The sequence below is a fragment of the Streptomyces sp. NEAU-sy36 genome, assembly GCF_013423905.1.
Taxonomy (GTDB): domain Bacteria; phylum Actinomycetota; class Actinomycetes; order Streptomycetales; family Streptomycetaceae; genus Streptomyces; species Streptomyces misionensis.
Genome location: NZ_CP058977.1, coordinates 3,712,223 through 3,730,780, shown reverse-complemented (window position 1 = coordinate 3,730,780; position 18,558 = coordinate 3,712,223). Strand labels below are relative to the sequence as shown.

14 protein-coding genes are annotated in these 18,558 nt (G+C 73.9%); all 14 read left to right on the top strand.

The genetic code is table 11. From position 1 onward, the window contains the following. Positions 1-272: 272 nt before the first annotated feature. The 14 genes from HZZ00_RS17230 to HZZ00_RS17165 are packed head-to-tail and all read left to right on the top strand — an operon-like array spanning position 273 to position 18,447. Positions 273-1,565 carry an aspartate aminotransferase family protein gene (locus HZZ00_RS17230; RefSeq protein WP_257585851.1) on the top strand — a complete coding sequence of 431 codons (1,293 nt, stop codon included), beginning with the start codon at positions 273-275 and terminating at the stop codon, positions 1,563-1,565. Next, positions 1,562-2,608, top strand: a complete 1,047-nt coding sequence (locus HZZ00_RS17225; protein WP_180333015.1) for an ATP-binding cassette domain-containing protein — start codon at positions 1,562-1,564, stop codon at positions 2,606-2,608. Before HZZ00_RS17230 ends, HZZ00_RS17225 begins: the two co-directional genes overlap by 4 nt. Then, on the top strand, positions 2,605-3,459 hold the full coding sequence (locus HZZ00_RS17220) for an ABC-2 family transporter protein (protein ID WP_180333014.1): 855 nt from the start codon (positions 2,605-2,607) through the stop codon (positions 3,457-3,459). Before HZZ00_RS17225 ends, HZZ00_RS17220 begins: the two co-directional genes overlap by 4 nt. After that, a complete protein-coding gene (locus tag HZZ00_RS17215; RefSeq protein WP_180333013.1) occupies positions 3,456-4,256 on the top strand; it encodes an ABC transporter permease in 801 nt (266 codons plus the stop codon). The genes HZZ00_RS17220 and HZZ00_RS17215 overlap by 4 nt, the downstream gene beginning before the upstream one ends. Beyond that, entirely contained in the window at positions 4,253-5,716 is a 1,464-nt protein-coding gene (locus tag HZZ00_RS17210) for a hypothetical protein (protein ID WP_180333012.1), read from the top strand. Before HZZ00_RS17215 ends, HZZ00_RS17210 begins: the two co-directional genes overlap by 4 nt. Continuing rightward, positions 5,713-7,806: a glycosyltransferase gene (locus HZZ00_RS17205; RefSeq protein ID WP_257585850.1), complete on the top strand. Its 2,094-nt coding sequence runs from the start codon at positions 5,713-5,715 to the stop codon at positions 7,804-7,806. Before HZZ00_RS17210 ends, HZZ00_RS17205 begins: the two co-directional genes overlap by 4 nt. Continuing rightward, positions 7,799-8,905, top strand: coding sequence for a sugar phosphate nucleotidyltransferase (locus HZZ00_RS17200; protein WP_257585849.1), 1,107 nt, complete (start codon positions 7,799-7,801; stop codon positions 8,903-8,905). Before HZZ00_RS17205 ends, HZZ00_RS17200 begins: the two co-directional genes overlap by 8 nt. Next, positions 8,902-9,858 (top strand): carbohydrate kinase family protein, encoded by a 957-nt coding sequence (locus HZZ00_RS17195; protein ID WP_180333011.1) that lies wholly within the window; start codon positions 8,902-8,904, stop codon positions 9,856-9,858. Before HZZ00_RS17200 ends, HZZ00_RS17195 begins: the two co-directional genes overlap by 4 nt. Positions 9,859-9,863: 5 nt before the next feature. Beyond that, entirely contained in the window at positions 9,864-12,878 is a 3,015-nt protein-coding gene (locus HZZ00_RS39065) for a Cof-type HAD-IIB family hydrolase (protein ID WP_219014032.1), read from the top strand. Next, complete coding sequence (gene malQ, locus HZZ00_RS17185; RefSeq protein WP_180333010.1) at positions 12,875-14,950, top strand: 4-alpha-glucanotransferase; 2,076 nt, start codon at positions 12,875-12,877, stop codon at positions 14,948-14,950. The genes HZZ00_RS39065 and malQ overlap by 4 nt, the downstream gene beginning before the upstream one ends. Next, positions 14,931-16,136, top strand: coding sequence for a sedoheptulose 7-phosphate cyclase (locus HZZ00_RS17180; RefSeq protein WP_180333009.1), 1,206 nt, complete (start codon positions 14,931-14,933; stop codon positions 16,134-16,136). The genes malQ and HZZ00_RS17180 overlap by 20 nt, the downstream gene beginning before the upstream one ends. Continuing rightward, complete coding sequence (locus tag HZZ00_RS17175) at positions 16,129-16,500, top strand: cupin domain-containing protein (RefSeq protein ID WP_180333008.1); 372 nt, start codon at positions 16,129-16,131, stop codon at positions 16,498-16,500. Before HZZ00_RS17180 ends, HZZ00_RS17175 begins: the two co-directional genes overlap by 8 nt. Further along, on the top strand, positions 16,481-17,521 hold the full coding sequence (locus HZZ00_RS17170; RefSeq protein WP_180333007.1) for an ROK family protein: 1,041 nt from the start codon (positions 16,481-16,483) through the stop codon (positions 17,519-17,521). The genes HZZ00_RS17175 and HZZ00_RS17170 overlap by 20 nt, the downstream gene beginning before the upstream one ends. After that, a complete protein-coding gene (locus tag HZZ00_RS17165) occupies positions 17,518-18,447 on the top strand; it encodes a sugar nucleotide-binding protein (RefSeq protein ID WP_180333006.1) in 930 nt (309 codons plus the stop codon). The genes HZZ00_RS17170 and HZZ00_RS17165 overlap by 4 nt, the downstream gene beginning before the upstream one ends. Positions 18,448-18,558 lie beyond the last annotated feature (111 nt).

Here is an 18,558-nt window from a genome sequence, read left to right as displayed (position 1 = left end):
TCACGGATCTCTCCTCGAACGGAAGTCGCGGTGTCACCGGGTGAGCTGATCTCGACTCAAGCAGAGGCTGCACCCGAACCGCAAGACCACTCTGAAAGTTTCAGCAATTCCTTGCAGACTCCGTCGGGTTGATGTTTGACTCGCTTCCGGCGCCGCTCAACGACGGCGTTCAGCACGGCAGTTCACAGTGCGGGCGGTTCCCCGGTCGGAGCCGTCCTGGCCGGAGTTCTCCCGCAGGGGGCGCAGCCCGGCACCGAGCATGGGGAGCAGCAGTGACAGGTCGGCACCAGCTGGAACGGCTGGAGCGTGAGGCCGGGCATCTGGCGCCGGGCGCCTCGGAGGAAGCGGCCGTGGGACGCCGGGTCTTCGCCTCGGGGCGCGGCCCGGTCCTCACCGATCTCGACGGGAACCAGTACCTGGACTTCGCGGCGGGCACCCTGACCCAGTCCCTGGGCCACGGGCACCCCGAGGTCGTGGAAGCACTGACCGCGCAGGCCCGGCGGCTGTGGAACGTGCACGACTCGGCCACGCCCGACCGGGCCGCGCTGCTGGAACTGCTGGCCCGGCTGCTGCCCGAACGGCTCGACACCTACGCCCTGTTCTCCACCGGAGCGGAGGTCGTCGAGGCCGCGCTGCGCGTGGTGCAGGCGACCGCCGAGCCGGGCCGCAACCGGATCGGCGCCCTGCGCGGCGGCTTCCACGGCAAGACCACGGGCGCCCGGATGCTCGTGCACTGGGACGTCGGTCACCAGGCCTTCGCCGGCAACTCGGTCCTCGGGTACTCGGCGTACTGCTACCGCTGTCCGCTGGAGCTCACCCATCCCTCGTGCGGACTGCGCTGCGCGTCGCTGGTGCGCAGACACATCGCCGACAAGCCGAACATCTCCGCCCTGGTCTTCGAGCCCGTGCTCGGCGCCGCCGGCGTCGTCGTGCCGCCGCCCGGCTACTGGGAGCAGATAGCCGACGCCTGCCGCGCCAACGGGGTGCTGCTCGTCGCCGACGAGGTGCTCACCGGCGGCGGCCGGACGGGAACGTTCCTGGCGAGCGAGCAGTTCGGCATCGAGCCCGATCTGGTCACCCTGTCGAAGGGACTGGCCAGCGGGTTCCCCTTCGCGGTGCTGGCCGGGCGGGCGGACCTGCTGCACCATCCGGCGGCCTCGGGGGCCGGGGCCTACGCGTCGACGTACGCGGGCAATCCGCTCGGCATCGCGGCCGCGCGGGCCACCCTGGAGGTCGTCGAACGCGACCGTCTCGTCGAACGCGTCCGCGTGCTCGGCGAACTGCTCCACGACCGGCTGTCCGCCCTCGCGGCCCGCTTCGAGAACCTCGGTGACGTGCGTGGCCTGGGGCTGCTGTACGGGCTGGAGTTCGTCACGGACCGGCGAAGCCGCACCCCGGCGCCGCACCTCGCCCGCGCCGTGTACGCCACCGCCCTCGACATGGGGCTCAGGGTGGCCCTCGGCGGTCACATCCTGCGCCTCGCGCCTCCGTTCACCGTCGACGAGCCGCTGCTCGACGAGGGCGTGGGCCTCCTGGAGCGCGCGATGGAGCGGGTGCTGGCGTGATCGTCGCGGAGAACCTCGTCAAGGAGTTCCGGCTGACCGAGCGCAAGCCGGGCCTGGCCGGCAGTCTGTCCACCCTGTTCACCCGGCGGCACCGGATCGTCCGTGCGGTCGACGACGTCTCCTTCACGATCCCGGCGGGCTCGAAGACGGCGTACATCGGCGCCAACGGGGCGGGCAAGTCCACCACCATCAAGATGCTCACCGGCATCATGACGCCCACCCGCGGGCGCTGTCTCGTCCGCGGCATCGAGCCCTACCGGCACCGGCAGGCCAACGCCCGCGGCATCGGCGTCGTGTTCGGCCAGCGCAGCCAGCTGTGGTGGGACCTGTCGGTGCCGGACTCCTTCCGCATCCTGCGGCGGATCTACGACGTCCCCGACGCGGTGTACCGGCGCAACCTCGCCCTGTACCGGGACCTGCTGGACATCGACGCCCTCGGCACCACACCCGTGCGCCAGCTGAGCCTGGGACAGCGGATGCGGGCCGAGATCGCGGCGAGCCTGCTGCACGACCCGGCGGTCGTGTTCTGGGACGAGCCGACCATCGGCCTGGACATGGTGCTCAAGGACGCGGTACGGCACCTGGTCAACCACGTCCACCGGGAACTGGGCACGACCGTCGTCCTCACCAGCCACGACATCACGGACATCGCCGCGATCTGCGACAGCGCCCTGGTGGTGGACCGGGGACGGGTGGTGCACCAGGGCAGCATCCGCGACCTGCTGCGCACCGCCGAGCGGCGCTGCGTCGTATTCGACCACCGGGGCGGTGCGGGGCCCGCGCTCGCCTGTGCCCGGATCGAGCAGGGGCTGCCCGGCGTCGGCGCCTTCGCGGCGGAGGACGGCCGCATCAGGGTCGAGTACCCCGTCGACCGGTTCACCTCGCGGCAGGTGCTCGCCTTCCTGCTCGAACACTTCGACCTGGCGGACTGCTACGCGCCCGAACCGGATCTGGAGGACGTCCTGCGCCGGATCTACGGCGTCGGGCGCAGCGAGCCGGCCCCGGCCGGGGTCCCCGGCGCGGCCGAGGAGGGCGCGGCATGAGCGGGCGACCCGCGCCGCGGGGGCTTCGGGGCGTGCCGCCGACCGCGCGCGCCCGGCACTACCTGCCCTTCGCCACCGGCGGCCTGCAGTCCCTGCTCCAGTACCGCTCGACGTTCGTGACCACCGGGATCACCGCCGCGGCCGGTGCCGCGGTCACCGTCTTCCTGTGGCGGGCCGTGTACGCGGGCTCGCCGCCCGGCGGCGGACCGGGGGGCTTCACCGCCGAGAGCGTCACCACCTATCTGCTGATGGCGCAGGTGCTGCAGATCCTGCACGCCAACCGGGTGGACGACGAGGTCGCGGCCGAGGTCTACCGCGGCGACGTCGCGGTCATGCTGGTGCGGCCGGTCAGCTACCCGGTGGTGCGGTTCTTCGCCTGCCTGCCGGTCGTGGCGGCCAACGCGGTCCTGGTCGGCGTCCCCGTACTGGCCCTGTTCGCGCTGGTGGTGCCGCTCACCGTGCCCCGGCCCGTGGACGTCCTGCTGTTCCTCGTGTCCACCGTGCTCTCCGTGCTGCTCGCCTTCCTGGTGAACCTGCTGACCGGGATGACGGGGTTCGTCACCACGAACACCTGGGGGGTACGGATGGTGAAGCAGAGCGTGGTCGCGTTCTTCGCGGGGCAGCTGGTGCCCCTCGCGCTGATGCCGGGCCCGCTCGCGGCCCTGGCCGCCGCGCTGCCCTTCCGCGGCATGGTCGACGGACCGCTCACCCTGCTGCTCGGCCGCTACGACGGGTTCGCCGGCGCGGCCGACGTGCTCGGCCGGCAGATCGGCTGGGTGGCCGGGCTCACGGTGCTGAGCGCCCTGCTGTGGCGAGCCTCGCTGAGCCGTCTGGAGGTGCTCGGCGGATGACCGGCACGGTGTGGCGCCATGTGCGGCTGGCCTTCTTCCTCGGCGGGGTCGGGCTGCACCGGCTGAGCGCGTACCGCATGGACTTCGCGCTCGGCGCGGGGGCCTTCCTGGTCCGCGTCGGCCTGCAGACGGCGGTGGTGGGGCTGGTGTTCCGGCAGGTCCCCTCGGTGGGCGGCTGGAGCTACCACGAGGTGCTGTTCCTGCTGGGGTTCTCCCTGCTCCCGCGCGGCCTGGACCACCTGTTCACCGACCAGTTGTGGGAGCTGGGCCGCAAGCTGGTCCAGCGCGGCGAGTTCTACCGCTATCTGATCCGGCCCGTGAACCCGCTGTTCTCGCTGCTGTCCGAGCGCTTCTTCCACCCCGACGGACTCGGCGAACTGGCCGTGGGCGCGGTGCTGGTGGGCTGGTCCGGCAGCGAACTCCACCTGCGTCCCACCATGTTGCAGTGGGCCGTCGCCCCCTTGCTGGTGCTGTGCGGCGCGCTGATCCACACCTCGGTGAAGCTGCTGTTCGCCTCGCTGTCGTTCTGGACCGTGACCAGTCTGCCGTCGATGTACGCGGCGAACCAGGTGTCCGAGTTCGCCGCCTATCCGCTGGACATCTACCACCCCTCGCTGCGCGCCCTGCTGACCTGGGTGCTGCCCTTCGCCTTCACCTCCTACGTGCCCTGCGTCTACCTGCTGACCGGTGCCACGGGGCTGGTGGTGTGGCTGCCGCTGGTGACGGCCGGGGCCCTCGCCCTCGCCCTGACCGTGTGGCGGCGCGGCGTCAACGCCTACGAAATGACCGGGAGTTGATCTCACCAGTGATCCGCGACGACCATCTCGAATCCCTGCTGCGCAGCGCGTCGTGGCTGCCGCGCGACCTGCGCGCCGCCCGGCGCTACGAAGCGGTCGACCACGCCGAACTGGGCCCGCACGAACTGCTGCTGATCGTGGCCGCCGTCGATGGCCCGGCCGCCGGCGAGCGGATCTTCGTCCCCGTGCACCGGGAGCCGTCGGGCGCGCTCGCCGAGGCCCGCGGCGACGGCACCTTCGGGCTCGCGGCCGTACGCCGTGTGCTCGCCGGTGCCCGGCTGCGCACCACGCGCGGCGGCCGCCTCGACTTCCGGCGGGCGCCCTCCGCACCGGCCGGAGAAGTACGGTGGCTGCCCTTCGACCAGGGCTGGTCCTCCAACGCGCTGTCGCTGGTCGGCATCGGCGGCGCGCCGTACGTCCACAAGACCTACCGGCGGCTGGACGAGGCGATCCACGAGCCCGAGGTACTGCGGCTGATGACCGGCACCGGGCGCACCCCCGAATGGGCGGGCGACTGGACGTACACCGACCCCGTGCACGGCACCCGGCACCCGGTGGGCGTGCTGTACCGGCACGCGGCCGGGCACGGCATCGACGCGCCGCTGCGGGAGAACCTGCGCTCGCTGTGGCCGAGGCTCACCGACGCCACCGTGCCGGACCGGCTGGTACGCGGGCACCTGCGTCCGCTGGAGGACGCGCTGAGCGCCGCGGGGGCCTTCCTGCGCGCCTTCCACCAGGACCTGGCGGCGCGGCTGGGCGGCCCGGCCGCCGGCTACCCGGTGGCCGACGCCCTGGCCGCGGCGGCGGCCCGGCTGCACACGCTGGCCGGCGCCGACGCGCCCGGCCCGCACGCCCCCCGGCGCGCCGCCTTCGACGCCCTGGAGCGCGAACTGCTGCATCTGCGGACCCGGTTCGCCGGCCTGCCGACGGCTGCGGGGGCCGGTCCCTGCCACGGTGACCTGCACCTGTCCCATCTGCTGTGCGCCGAAGAGGGCGACGGCGCCTGGCGGATGAGCGTGATCGACCTGTCCACGCCCGCCCTGCCCGCGGACGGCCCCGGCTACGCCGCGCAGTCACCGCTGCAGGACCTCGTCGCCGTGCAGCGCGCACTGGAGTACTTCGCGGCCGACGAAGCCGCCTTCGAGAGCGCCCGCCGGCTCGGCATCGACTCGGCCGAGACCATGAACGGCTCCCTGGACGGCGCGTCCGGCCTGCCGCCCTCGGGACGGGCCGTGCTGGAACGGGTCTTCGGCACCGCCGACGCCTGGCGCGAACACGTCCTGCGCCTGCTGCTCGGGCCCGCCCCGGACAGCCCGCTGCGCCGGCTGCTGTACCTGCGCCGCCTCCTGCACGAGCTGGCCTACAACCACGACCACGCCCGCACCTACCACGCCGCGATCGATCTGCGCCACGCGCTCGCGCTGGCCTCCCCCGCCCCGACGACCCCCGCGAGGACATGACCGTCGTGAACGCGCCCCGCATGCACATCATCGAGACCTACTTCGAATGCTGCGGATTCGACCACACCTTCCTGCAGGGTGGCACGTCCGTGTACCTGTGGAACCTGTCCAGGACGTTCGCCGCCCGCGGCCACACCGTCTCCATCGTCACCCCCGCGCACGGCAGGCTCGACGACCTGCGCCGGCGCTACGAGGTGGAGGACCTGCCCTACGAGGACGTCCACACGCTCCCGGTGGCCCTCGACCCCCGCGTCTGGCAGGGCTTCCCGGAGCAGGTGGACCTGGCGCTGCGCACCACCGCGCACCGCATCCGCCTGGAGGGCGTGGACCTGTACTTCCTCGCCAACGACTACCTGAACCGGCTGCCGGACACCTTCTACCCGCCGTACTCCGCCAAGGGCCGGGACCTGGTCTTCTTCAAGCCGCTGGTCTTCCAGGCGGACAGCGTGCGCTTCCTGCGCGCCTGGTTCGGCGACGAGAAGGCCGTCGTCCACGCGCACGAGCCGTACTACCACTACCTGCTGCCGGCCGCGCTGCGCGCGGACCCGACGAAGCTCGTCGTCAGCAACGTGCAGAGCAACATGCCCATCGCCAAGAAGGTGTACGCGCCCGAGGTCGAGGGGCTGCTCCGGCTGCTCGGCGCGGACGTCGAGCTGCCCGGCCCGGACCCCGAACCCGACGTTCCCGCGGCGGTCGTGCAGTACCAGCAGCGCACGCACCTGCACTACACCTATCCGCCCGACCATGTGGCGATCTACGAGCTGACCGCCGACCACTCCGACCTGATCGACTTCCTCTCCCCCGGTCAGCTGGACTTCTACGCGGGCTTTCGCGACACGCCCTTCGAGGCGCTCTTCAGGCGGCTGCCGATCGCCGACGTGGTGCGCCGCAACGCCCACAAGATGTTCGTCGGCGGCTGCGCCATCTCGGACCAGTGGCTGGCCTGGGACCCCGCCGCGGTGGACCGGGCGGAGGTGCTCGGCGGCCTCGGACTCGACCCGACGCTGCCGACGTTCTTCCACAACGCCCGTTACGCCGTGCACCACAAGGGCCAGATCGAGCTGATGCGGGCCGTGGACCGGGTGCTGAGCGAGGGCCTGGCGGCCAACTTCGTCATCCGCTGCATCTCCGGCAACGGCATCGACGACCCCTGGTTCCACGAGGTCGCCGCCCGCCACCCGGGCCGGCTGCACTTCGAGTGGGAGCGCGTGCCGGAGGCGCGTGTCTTCTCGCTGGCCGCCGCCTCGGACTTCGCGCTGTTCCCCTCCAAGTTCGAGATGGACACCTTCCTGATCGCCCAGGGCGAGGCCATGGCCGTCGGGGCGGTGCCGATCGCCACGGACCAGCGCGGCATGGAGCACTTCCGGCACGCCGACGGCCCCGGCACCACCACCGGTTTCGCGGTGAACCGGTCCTTCGCGGAGGACGACGAACTGCTCACCGCCGCCCTCGCCGACCGCGTCCGGCAGGCGGCGGCCCTGTGGTCGGACGATCCCGGCCGCTACCGCGAACTGTCCGAGCGCGCCGCTGCGGTCGCCCGCGCCTTCACCTGGGAACACTGCGCCGACCTGCACCTGGCGGCCTTCGCCCGCCTGTGGGAGGGCCGCCCCGCGCCCCTGTCCACCGAACTGGCGCTGCGCCAGGGCTGGTTCGACCTGCTCGACGACGACCGCGTCACGCCCGCCGCCGCGGTCGAGCACGGGGACATCGCCGCCTTCGAGCGCCGCGCCCCCTTCGACGCCGACGCGGCCGTGCGGATGTTCCGCGCCGCGTGGCGGCGAGCAGACTTCGACACCTGCGAGCGGGTCCTCGCACGCCTCCCCGGGGCGGTGCCCGAGCAGGAGAGCACCCGGCTGCGCGAGCGCTCCCGCCTCCTGCCCGACGGACGCCTGGAGTACCGGCTGCCGCACGCCGAACGGGTGGAGGTCGTCGAGGCACGGCGCGCCTCGGGCAGGGACGTGCCCGAGGTGCGCGCCCTGGAACGCACCGGGCCCGGCGTCTTCGCGGGTGCGGCTCCGAGCGCCGACGGCCGGCTGCTGCTCACCCTGTCCTCCGGCCGGGTGACCTGGGACGAGGTGCGTCATGACTGACCTGCGTACCGTGCGCGCGGTGCTGCTCGCGGGCGGCGAGGGACGCCGCATGGGTCCGCTCGGCACGGGCCGGCTCAAACCCCTGGTCCCCTACGGCGGCACCTGCCGGCTGATCGACTTCAGCCTGGCCAACGCCCGCGCGTCGGGCCTGCCGGAGGTGCTGCTCCTGTCCCAGTACGAGGAGCGGCTGCTGATGGACGACCTGCACCGGGTGTGGAACACCGGGCCGGGCTTCCGGGTGCACTTCGGGCCGTACGACGCCGCCTACCGTGGCCGGGAGCTGCCCGAAAGCCTGCCGCGGCGCACCTGGCCGCTGGAGCGCGGCACCGCCGACGCCCTGATCCGCAAGGCCGAGTACGTCTTCACCGAGGACACCGAGCAGGTCCTCGTCCTGCACGCCGACCACGTCTACCGGTACGACTACGGGCCGCTGGTCGCGGAGCACCGGGCCTCGGGCGCGGCCCTGACGATCGCCTACCAGCGCATCGACCCGCGCTGGGTGCACCTGTTCGGCATGGTCCGCTTCGACGACGGCGGCCGGCTCACCGAGTTCACGGAGAAGCCCGAGAACCCCACCTCGGACCTGGTGTTCGCCGCCTTCTGCGTCTTCGACGCCGCCGTGCTGCGCCGCTGTCTGACCGAACTGGACGGCACCGACTGGCAGCACGACATCAGCCGTGACGTGATCCCGGCGATGCTCGCGGCCGGGGAGCACATCCGCGGCCACGAGGTGCACGGCCACTGGGAGGACATCGGCACCGTCGAGCGCTACCACCGGGCGCACCTGGCCCTCGCCTCGGGCCCGCGGCCGCCGCTGCCCGTGGCGCTGATGCCCCGGACGGTGCGGCCCGCGGTCGGGCGGCGCTGGGTCGGTGACGCTCCCGGGGTGCACGCGTCGGTGGTCCCGTCGGACCTCGTCAACGCCGGGCTGGTGGCGGACAGCGTGCTCTTCCCCGGTGTGCGGGTCGGCGCGGGGGCGCGGGTCCGGCGCAGCGTGGTGCTGCCCGGTGCGGTGATCCCGCCCGGCGCCGACATCGACGGGGCGGTCGTCCTGGAGGACGGACACATCCAGCAGGTTGCCGAAGGAGTGCGCGCATGACCCTGACGGAACACCACCGCCCCGCGACCGGGGGGCGTCCCGTCGACCACGACGTCCTCGTGGTCGGCGGGGTCGGCGTGGACACCATCGTCCGCGTGGACGAACTGCGCGTACCACCGGGCGACTCCGTCTTCGTGGAGCCCCTGCGGGACTACGTCGGCCACACCGGCAACGGCGTGGCCCTCGGCTGGCACGCGCTGGGCCTGCGGACGAAGTTCATCGACTTCCTCGGCGACGACCCGCAGGGCCGCATGGTGCTGGAGCACTACGCCCGCGTCGGCCTCGACTTCAGCCATCTGGTCTCGCCGCACGGCACGCCGCGCTCGGCGAACCTGGTGGACCCGCGGGGCCGCCGCTTCTCCTTCTACGACGGCCGGCACCCGGCCGATCTCCGGCTGCCCCGCGACTTCTACCTGCCCCACCTGGAGCGGTCCGGCCACGTCCACCTGTCGATCACCGGCCACAACCAGGACATGTACGAGGACATCCACCGTCTCGGCGTGACCAGCTCCACCGATCTGCACGACTGGGACGGGCGCAACCCGTACCACCGGCACTACGCGCTGAACTCCGACTACGTCTTCCTCAGCGCGGCGGCGGTCCACGACCGGCTGCCCGCCGTCATGCGTGCGGTCGTCGAGGAGGGCCGGGCCCGGTTCGTGGTCGCCACCGACGGGGCCGACGGCTGCCACCTGCTGGAACGCGGCGACGACCGGATCCGCCACTTCCCCGCCGTACGCCCCGAGCGGCCGGTCGTGGACACCAACGGCGCCGGTGACGCGTTCGTCACCGCGTTCCTGCACTCCCTGTTCGAGGGCCGGGAGCTGGAGGAGTGCGTGCTGGCCGGCTCGGTGGCCGGTGCGTTCGTGTGCGGCAGCGTGGGCACCCACACCGAGTTCATCGATCTGGCGGAACTGCGCGCGGCCACTGCGCGCGCCGTCCCGGTCCGGTGAGCCGCATGCACATCATCCACTTCGCCTTCGAGTGCGGCGGGTTCGACAACCGCCTGATGCGCGGCGGGCTTTCGCCGCTGGTGTGGAACCTGTCGCGCGAGTACGCCGCGCGCGGGCACCGCGTCTCGCTGGTCACGCCCGCGCACGGACTCCTCGGCGCGCTGCGGCGCGACCACCCGATCGAGGAACTGCCCTACGCGCACGAACACCGGGTTCCCCTGGTGCTCGACCCCAAGGTGTGGCCCGGCCGTCCGGCCGAGATCACCCTGGAACTGACCACCCGGGCTCACCGGTTGCGGCTGGACGGCGTGGACGTGTACTTCCTCTCCGACGCCTTCCTGGACCTGCTGCCGGACCGGCTGTATCCGCCGCCCGGCACCGAGGGCAGGGACCTCAGCCACTTCAAGCCGCTGGTGTTCCAGGTCGCGGGGGCCCACTTCATCCAGCGGTACCTGCGGGGTGAGGAGGCGGTGGTGCACGGCTTCGAGCCGTACTACCACTACCTGCTGCCGCCGCTGTTCGCGGGCGATCCCTCGCTGCGGACGGTGAGCACGGTCGCGGCCAACGCGCCTGTCACGCAGAAGGTGTACCGCCCCCAGGTGGAACGGCTGCTCGACCTGTTCGGCGTGCGGGCGGACCTGGACGCGTTCGAGGACCCGCTGCCCGCCGAGGACAGCCCGCAGGCCATGATGGCCCGGGTGCTGGCCGGCACCCGGATGCACATGGAGTACGGGCCGGACCACGTCGCGTTCCTGCCGCTCGTGCTGGCCCACGCCGATCTGGTGGACTTCGTCTCGCCGGGCCAGCGGGACCACTACAGCACCTTCCGGGACACCCCGTTCGAATCCCTCTTCCGGACGCTGCCCGTGTCCCGGATGCTGCGCGAGCAGGCGCACAAGCTGTTCGTGGGGGGCTGCGGCATATCCGACAGCTGGCTGGCGCGTGATCCGAGGGCCGTCGACCGGACGGCGGTGCTGCGCTCCCTGGATCTCGACCCCGGCCTGCCCGTCTTCTACCACGCGGCCCGCTACGCGGTGCACCACAAGGGGCAGTTGGAGCTGCTCCGCGCCGTCGACGAGGTCCTGACGGGCGGCACGGAGGCCGTCTTCGTCCTGCGCCTCTCCACCAGCGGGGGCGGGCAGCAGGCGCCCGTCGGCAACGCGTACTTCCAGAGCATCGCCGACCGCCACCCCGGCCGGATCCACCTGGACTGGCGGCTGGCCGACGAGGACACCCTGTTCGAGCAGGCCGCCTGCGCCGACTTCTGCGTCTTCCCCTCGAAGTTCGAACTCGACGGGTTCCTCATCGCCCAGGCGGAGGCCATGGCGTGCGGCGCGGTGCCGATCGCGACCGCACAGAGCGTCACGGCGCACTTCGGGCACGCCCTGCCACCGGACGACCCGCGGGCCACCGGGTTCTCGCTGCCCGGATCCTTCCGCGACGACGACCAGGACCTCACCCGCGCCCTCGCCGAGCGCATACGCCAGGCCGCGGCCCTGCGGCGCGCGGCCCCCGACCACTACGCCCGGCTGTCCGCGAACTCCCGGGCGCTGGCCCGGGGGTTCACCTGGGCGGGCAGCGCGGGCCGGCGCCTCGCGGCCTTCGCCGGCCTGCTGCGGGGACGGCCCGCGCCGTTCCCCGCCGAGGACGCGATCCGGTACGGCTGGTTCGACGCCCTGCCCGCCGCCGACTGGGTCCGCCACCGGCAGGCCGTGGTCCGCTCCGCCGAGGCGCTGGGCGACACGGCGGCCTACGGCCGCTGTGCCCCGCTCGACGACGCGGCCTACGAGCGTCTCTTCGAGGCCGCCTACGCGCGGGCCGACTTCGCCCGGTGCGCGGAGACCGCGCGCGAGGCCGGGCGGGACGACTGGGCCGCACGCGTCCGCGGGCGGTGCCGAACGCGTCAGGACGGCTCCGGCCGCCTGCACGTGGAGTACCGGCACCCGGCGGCCCGGCACGTGGAGGTGGCCGTGCCCGGTGCCGGCGGCACCCGGTCCGAGCTGGAGTCCCCGGCGGAGGCCATCGCCTCGGACGAGGCCGTGCCGACGGGCAGCGGCATCGTGCTGGCGCCCCTGGCCCCGGCGGGCGAGGGCGTCTTCCGGGGTGTCGTGGCGGGGCCGCCCGTCGGGCAGCGACTGGTCGTCATGGTGACCCTGGCCTCCGGCCGCGTCACCTGGGACACCGTCCCGGTCGGCGCCGCGGCCGCGGCGCCCCCGTTCCGGCTGGTGGCGACCGACCTCGACGGCACGCTGCTGCGCGGCGACGCGACCGTCTCCGAGCGCACCCTGCGCGCCCTGGCCGCGGCGGCCGCGGCAGGGGCCCGCCATCTCGTCGTCACCGGCCGGCCCGCCGCCGCCTGCAAGCAGTATCTGGCCGCCCTCGGCTACCGGGGGATCGCGGTGTGCGGCCAGGGGGCCCAGCTCTACGACGCCGGCGCCGACCGGCTGCTGAGTTCGGCCTCGCTCGACCTGGACCTGGCGCGCCGGGTCGTCGAACGCGTCGAGGCCGCGCTGGGCCCCCTGGAACTGGGCGTCGTGACCGCACCGCCGGAGAGCCGCTTCAAGGTCACTCCCCGGTTCGGCGAGCGCGTCCGGCACGGCTGGGACGTCACCACCGACCGCCGGCTGCTGTGGACGGACCCCATCGACAAGCTGGTCCTGCACCACACGAGCGTGCCGGAGGACGAGGTCGAGGCCGTCGCACGGCGGCTGTGCGGGGACGAGGTCACCGTCGTGCACTCGGTGCAGGGCATGGTGGAGGTCCTCCCGCCCGGCACCACCAAGGCGGCCGGGGTGGCACGGGCGGCGCGGCTCCTCGGGTTCGAGGCGGCCGAGACCATCGCGTTCGGCGACATGCCCAACGACATACCGCTGCTGTCCTGGGCCGCGCACGGCGTGGCCGTCGGCAACGCGCACCCGGCGCTGCGGGCGATGGCCGACGAGATCGCGCCCGGCAACGACGAGGACGGCGTCGCCGTCGTCCTGGAACGCCTCTTCGGCACGGCGGAGCGCACGCCATGACCACGACCCTGCGGGAACTGGCCCGCGCCCACGGGATATCGACCGCCTACACCACGGACCGGGGGCACCGGATCGAGGTGGCCCCGGACACCCTCGTGGCCGTGCTCGCCGCGTGCGGCGTGGACGCGACCGGCGAGGCCGCGGCCCGCGCCGCCCTCGCGGCCCACCGCGCACGCACGGCGGACCGGCTGCTGCCCGAGTGCGTCGTCGTGCGCGGGGGCGTCCTGCCGCGGCTCGGCGTGCCCCGGGGCGCGCGCTGCGAGGTGGAACTGGAAGGGGGCGGCACCGCTCCCCTGTCCGGCTCGCTGCCGATCGGCCGGCACGTCCTGCACGCCACGGCCGCGGGACGCCACGACCGCGCGCCCCTGCTCGTCGTACCGGAACGGCTGTCCGTGCCGCCCGGACGGCACTGGGGGTTCCTCGTCCAGCTGTACTCGGTCCTCTCACGCCGTTCCTGGGGCATGGGCGACCTGGGCGACCTGGTGGACCTGGCGTCCTGGTCGGGGCGCGCGCTCGGGGCGGACTTCGTGCAGCTCGGCCCGTTGCACGCCGTCGAGCCGGGTCCGCTGCCCGACCCGTCGCCGTACCGGCCGAGTTCCCGCCGGTACCCGGACCCCCTGCACGTGCGGGTGGAGGCCGTCCCGGAGTACGCCTTCCTCACCGGTGAGCAGCGGCGGACCGCCGACCACTGCGCCGGGCGGGCCCGCGCCCTGAACGACGGGGTGCTGCGCGGCGAGGCGCTCATCGACCGGGAGACGGTGCGCGCGCTCAAGCACGAGGCGCTGCGGGCGGTGCACCGGGTGCCGCTGTCCCCCCGACGGGCCGCCGCGTTCGCCGAGTTCAGCGCACGCGAGGGACAGGACCTGACCGACTTCGCGACCTGGTGCGCGCTGGCCGGGGTGCACGGCGGTGCCTGGCGGTCCTGGCCGGCCGGGCTGCGCGACCCGCGCTCCGCGGCCGTGGCCCGCGCCCGCGAGGAACTGGCCGCCGAGGTGGACTTCCACCGCTGGCTCGCCTGGATCACCGACGAGCAGCTGGCCGCCGCGCAGGCGGCGGCGCGGGACGCCGGGATGGGGATCGGCCTGATCCACGACTTGGCGGTCGGGGTCGCCCGCGAGGGCGCCGACACCTGGGCCCTCCAGGACTGTCTCGCCCTCGGGATGAGCGTCGGCGCGCCGCCGGACGACTTCAACCCGCGCGGTCAGGACTGGGACCAGCCGCCGTGGCGCCCCGACGGGCTCGCCGCGTCCGGCTACCGGCCGCTCGCCGCGCTGCTGCGTGCCGGGCTGCGGCACGCGGGCGCCCTGCGCATCGACCACGTGATGGGCCTGTTCCGCCTGTGGTGGGTGCCCGAGGGGCGGCCGCCGTCCGAGGGCACGTATGTCCGCTACGACGCCGAGGCGATGCTGGGCGTGCTGATGCTGGAGGCGCACCGGGCCGGTGCGGCCGTCATCGGCGAGGACCTGGGCACGGTCGAGGAGTCCGTGCGCACCGCGCTCGACGAACGCGGCGTCCTCGGCACGTCGGTGCAGCGTTTCGAGTACCTCGGCGGCTCGCACGGCCGGCACGGGCCGCTGCCGCCGGACCGGTGGCGGCGCGACTGCCTTGCCACCCTGACCACGCACGACCTGCCGACGACCGCCGCGTGGCTCAGCGGCGAGCAGGTCGAACTCCGCTCCCGGCTGGGCCTGTTGACCCGCCCGGAAGAGGAGGAGAAGGCCGCGGTCGCCGCCGAGCGCGACGGCTGGCTGGCCGAGCTGGAGCGGCTCGGGCTGCTGCCCGACCCGGACGGTGACGTCGTCGCGCTGCACCGCTTCCTGTGCCGCACCCCGGCGCGTCTGCTCGGCGTGTGGCTGCCGGACGCGACCGGCGACCGCAGACCCCAGAACATCCCCGGCACGTCCTCGGTGCACCCCAACTGGCGGCTGCCCGTGAGTGACGCGCAGGGCCGTCCCGTACCGCTGGAGGACCTGCCCGGCCGGCCCCTCGTGGCCGCGCTGGCGCGGGTGTTCGCGGACCTGCGACGGCATCGTGACAAGACTGAGGAGAGAGATGTCAGGCCAGGTTCTTGATCGGGTCGCCCATCTGCCGGCGGGGGTCAGCGAGGACCCCGGCGGCTTCGACTTGACGGCACCGGACGGTACGCACTACCGGGTCGACCTCGCCACCGGCGTGCTCGATCCGCACAACGACCTGCTCGCGAACGCGGTGCAGGGCCGCCGGGCGGTGGTGTTCGTCAGCCCGACCGTCGACCGGCTCCACGGCGACCGGCTGCGCGCCTACCTGAGCGCCCGCACCCGGCCCGGCCAGTGGACCCTGCACGTCGTCCCCACGGGCGAGCACCACAAGACGCTCGCCGCGGTGGAGCACGTCTGCGCGCTCGCCAAGGCGGACGGGCTGGACCGGCACGGGGTGATGGTCGCCGTCGGCGGCGGCATCGTCGCCGACGTGGTCGGGTTCGCCGCGTCGATCTACGCCCGGGGCATCCGCTACATCAAGGTCAACACCACCCTGGTGGGCCAGGTGGACGTCGGTGTGGGTGTCAAGACCGGCGTCAACGCCCTGCAGACGAAGAACATGTTCGGCGCCTACCACCCGGCGCACGCCTCCCTGAACGACCCGGCGTTCCTCTCCACGCTGCCGCACCGGGAGATACGCTGCGGGCTCGCCGAGATCGTGAAGATGGCCGTGATCCTGGACGCGGACCTGTTCGCGGCGCTGGAGCGGCACCCCGACGCCTTCCGGCGCTCCGGGGGCGACCGTCCGGACCACTCGCACGGGGAGCTGGAGACGTACATCCTGCGCACCTCGATGCGGCTGATGATGGAGGAGCTCTGCCCCAACCTCCAGGAACACGAGCTGGCCCGGCTGGTCGACTTCGGCCACACCTTCAGCCCGGTCGTCGAGACGGCGGGCGGGCACCGGCTGGAGCACGGCGAGGCGGTCGCCGTCGACATGGCGCTCTCCGCGCACCTGGCGCGGCTGCTCGGGCTCGCGGACGAGGAGACCTGCGAGCGGGTCGTCCGGCTGCTGCGGCGGATCGGGCTGCCGGTCTTCGACCCCGGCACGTGCACACCGGAGCTGATGACCCAGGCCCTGCGCGCCTCCTGGCAGCGCCGGGGCCGCAAACTGCACCTCGTCGTGCCGACGGGCATCGGCAAGGCGGCCTTCGTGGAGGAGCTGGCGGACGTGCCCGAGGCCGTGCTGCGGACCGCGCTGCGGGCGCTGGCGGCGGACGGGGAGCGGCGCGATGCCTGAGACCGTGGTGAATCTGCGTGACCTGCTGACCGGTAAGGAACGGGACCACGGCGGTCTCGGCACGATCCTCGCCCACCGCCTCTTCGCCCGCCGGCCCGGCGGCCCTGGCGCGGACTTCGTCGACCTGGCCGTGCTGCCGCCGGGCACCTCCATCGGCCGGCACCGGCACGGAGCCGACCGCGAGACCTACGTGGTGCTCGACGGCGCCGGCCTGATGTACCGGGACGGCGCGGAGTTCCGGGTGGGCCCGGGCGACGTCGTCGTCAACGACCCCCACGGCGAGCACGGTCTGCTCAACGACGGTGACCAAGACCTGCGGCTGCTCGTGTTCGAGGAGGAACTGGGTGAGCGGCGTGCCGGCTGAGGAGGGGTTCACCGTGTTCGACGTGGGCGGCACCACGCTGCGGGTGGGCACCTACGATCCCACGACGGGAACGCTGTCCCGGGTGCGCAGGATGCCGGTCGACGGCATGCACCGTGACCCCGGCGCACCGGTGCCCGTGCTGCAACGGCGGGTGGTGGAGCAGATCGTCCGCGAGACGGCCGCGCACACGGGCGGGCGGCCGCCCCGGGCCCTCGGCGTGGCGTTCGCCGGGCCGATCACGGCGGCCGGGCTGGTGCTGGCCGCCCCCACCGTCTGGGGGCGGCGCGGGGAACCGTTGCCGCTCGGCGAACTGCTGACGAAGCGCACCGGCGCACCGGCCGTCGTGGTGAACGACCTGACGGCGGCGGCCTGGCGGTATGCCGCCGGTGAACCGGGGGACTTCTGTCTGCTCACCGTCAGCTCCGGCATCGGCAACAAGGTGTTCCGCGGTGGCGAGGTCCTCCTCGACGCCGACGGCCACGGCGGCGAGCTGGGCCACTGGGTGTGCGACACGTCCCCCGACGCGCCGCTGTGTGACTGCGGGGGCCGCGGGCACCTGGGGGCGATCGCCTCCGGCCGGGGTGTGCTGGCCGCGACGCGCCGGGCCGCACGGGCCGACGCGTCCGCCTTCGGCCGCTCCGGCCTGGGCGCCCTGTGCGAGGGCCGCGCCGAGCACATCGACAACCGGGCCGTCGCCGAGGCGGTGCGCGCGGGCGATCCCTTCGCCACCGAGGTGCTGCGCGGCACCCTGACCGCGCTCGCCCAGGCGATCGGCGGGGTGTTCGCGTCGATAGGGGTGTGCCGCTACATCCTGATGGGCGGGTTCGCCCTGGCGGTGGGCGAGCCGTACCGGCGGCTGCTGGTGGCCGAGTTGGCGCGGCTGGGCTGCTTCGGCCTCGGTCCGGAACAGATCGACGCGATGGTCTCGCTCGGGGCCGCCGACGACGACCACGGGTTGATCGGCATGGGCCGGCTGCTGGCGGAGCGCACGCCGGTGCCCTTCGCGCGGGAGGCGTCGTGAGCGCCGGCGGCACGCTCGTCGTGGGCAGCGGACTGGTCGGCACCGGGATTGCCCGGCGGCTCGCGTCGGCGGGCGGTCGTGTCACGCTCGTCTCGCGCCGCCCGCCCGCCCTGCCCGTGGAGGCGTACGGGGCCCGCTGGTGCGCGCTGGACGCCACCGATGCGCGCGCCGGCCGCAGACTGCTCGGCCGGCTGCGCCCCGACCGGGTCGTCCTCGTGCACGGGCCGTCCGACGTCACCTGGTGCGAGGACCACCCGGACGAGGCGCGGGCCGCGCATGTCGGCGTGGCGGTCTCCTTCGCCGCCCTGGCGCCGGACGCGCGGATCGTCATGATCTCCACCGACAACGTCTTCGACGGCCGCTCGCCCCACAACACCGAGCACACAGCCGTGTCACCGGCCAACGCCTACGGCCGGGCGAAGCTGGCGGCGGAGCGGGCCCTGCTCGCCGCGTCGCCGCGGGCCGTGGCCCTGCGGGTCAGCCTGGTCTACGGCCACGAACCGGCCGACGCGGGCAAGTGGCTGAACTTCTTCGCCGCCTGCGCCCACCGTCTGCGCCGGGGGGAACCGGTCGAGGCGCCCGACGACCAATGGACGACACCGGTGCTCGTGGACGACGTCGCGGAGGTGACGACGGCACTCCTGCACGCCGGGGAGCCGCTGCCCCCGGTGCTGCACCTGGGCGGCCCCGACCGCGTCTCCCGGGCCGAGTGGGCCGGCGTCATCGCGCGGGCGCTGCGGGTGCCGGCGGACCTGGTGACGCCGGTACCGCGGGCGCGCACGCGCTATGCCTCCCGGCCGACGAACGCCTGTCTCACCGGTGAGTTGCTGGCGGCACTGCCCGCCGTCGAGAAGATCACCGTCCGGGGAGTCCGCGAGGGGGCGCGCCTGCTGGCACCGGCGTTCGCAGCCACCCCGGCCGGCTGACCCCGCGCCCGGCCCCCCTCGGCCACCGCGGCCCGGACCACCCGGACGTGTCCGGCCCCGCGCCCCGCGTCGGCCTCGGGTCCGGGCCCGATTCCGGTGGACGCCGGGAGC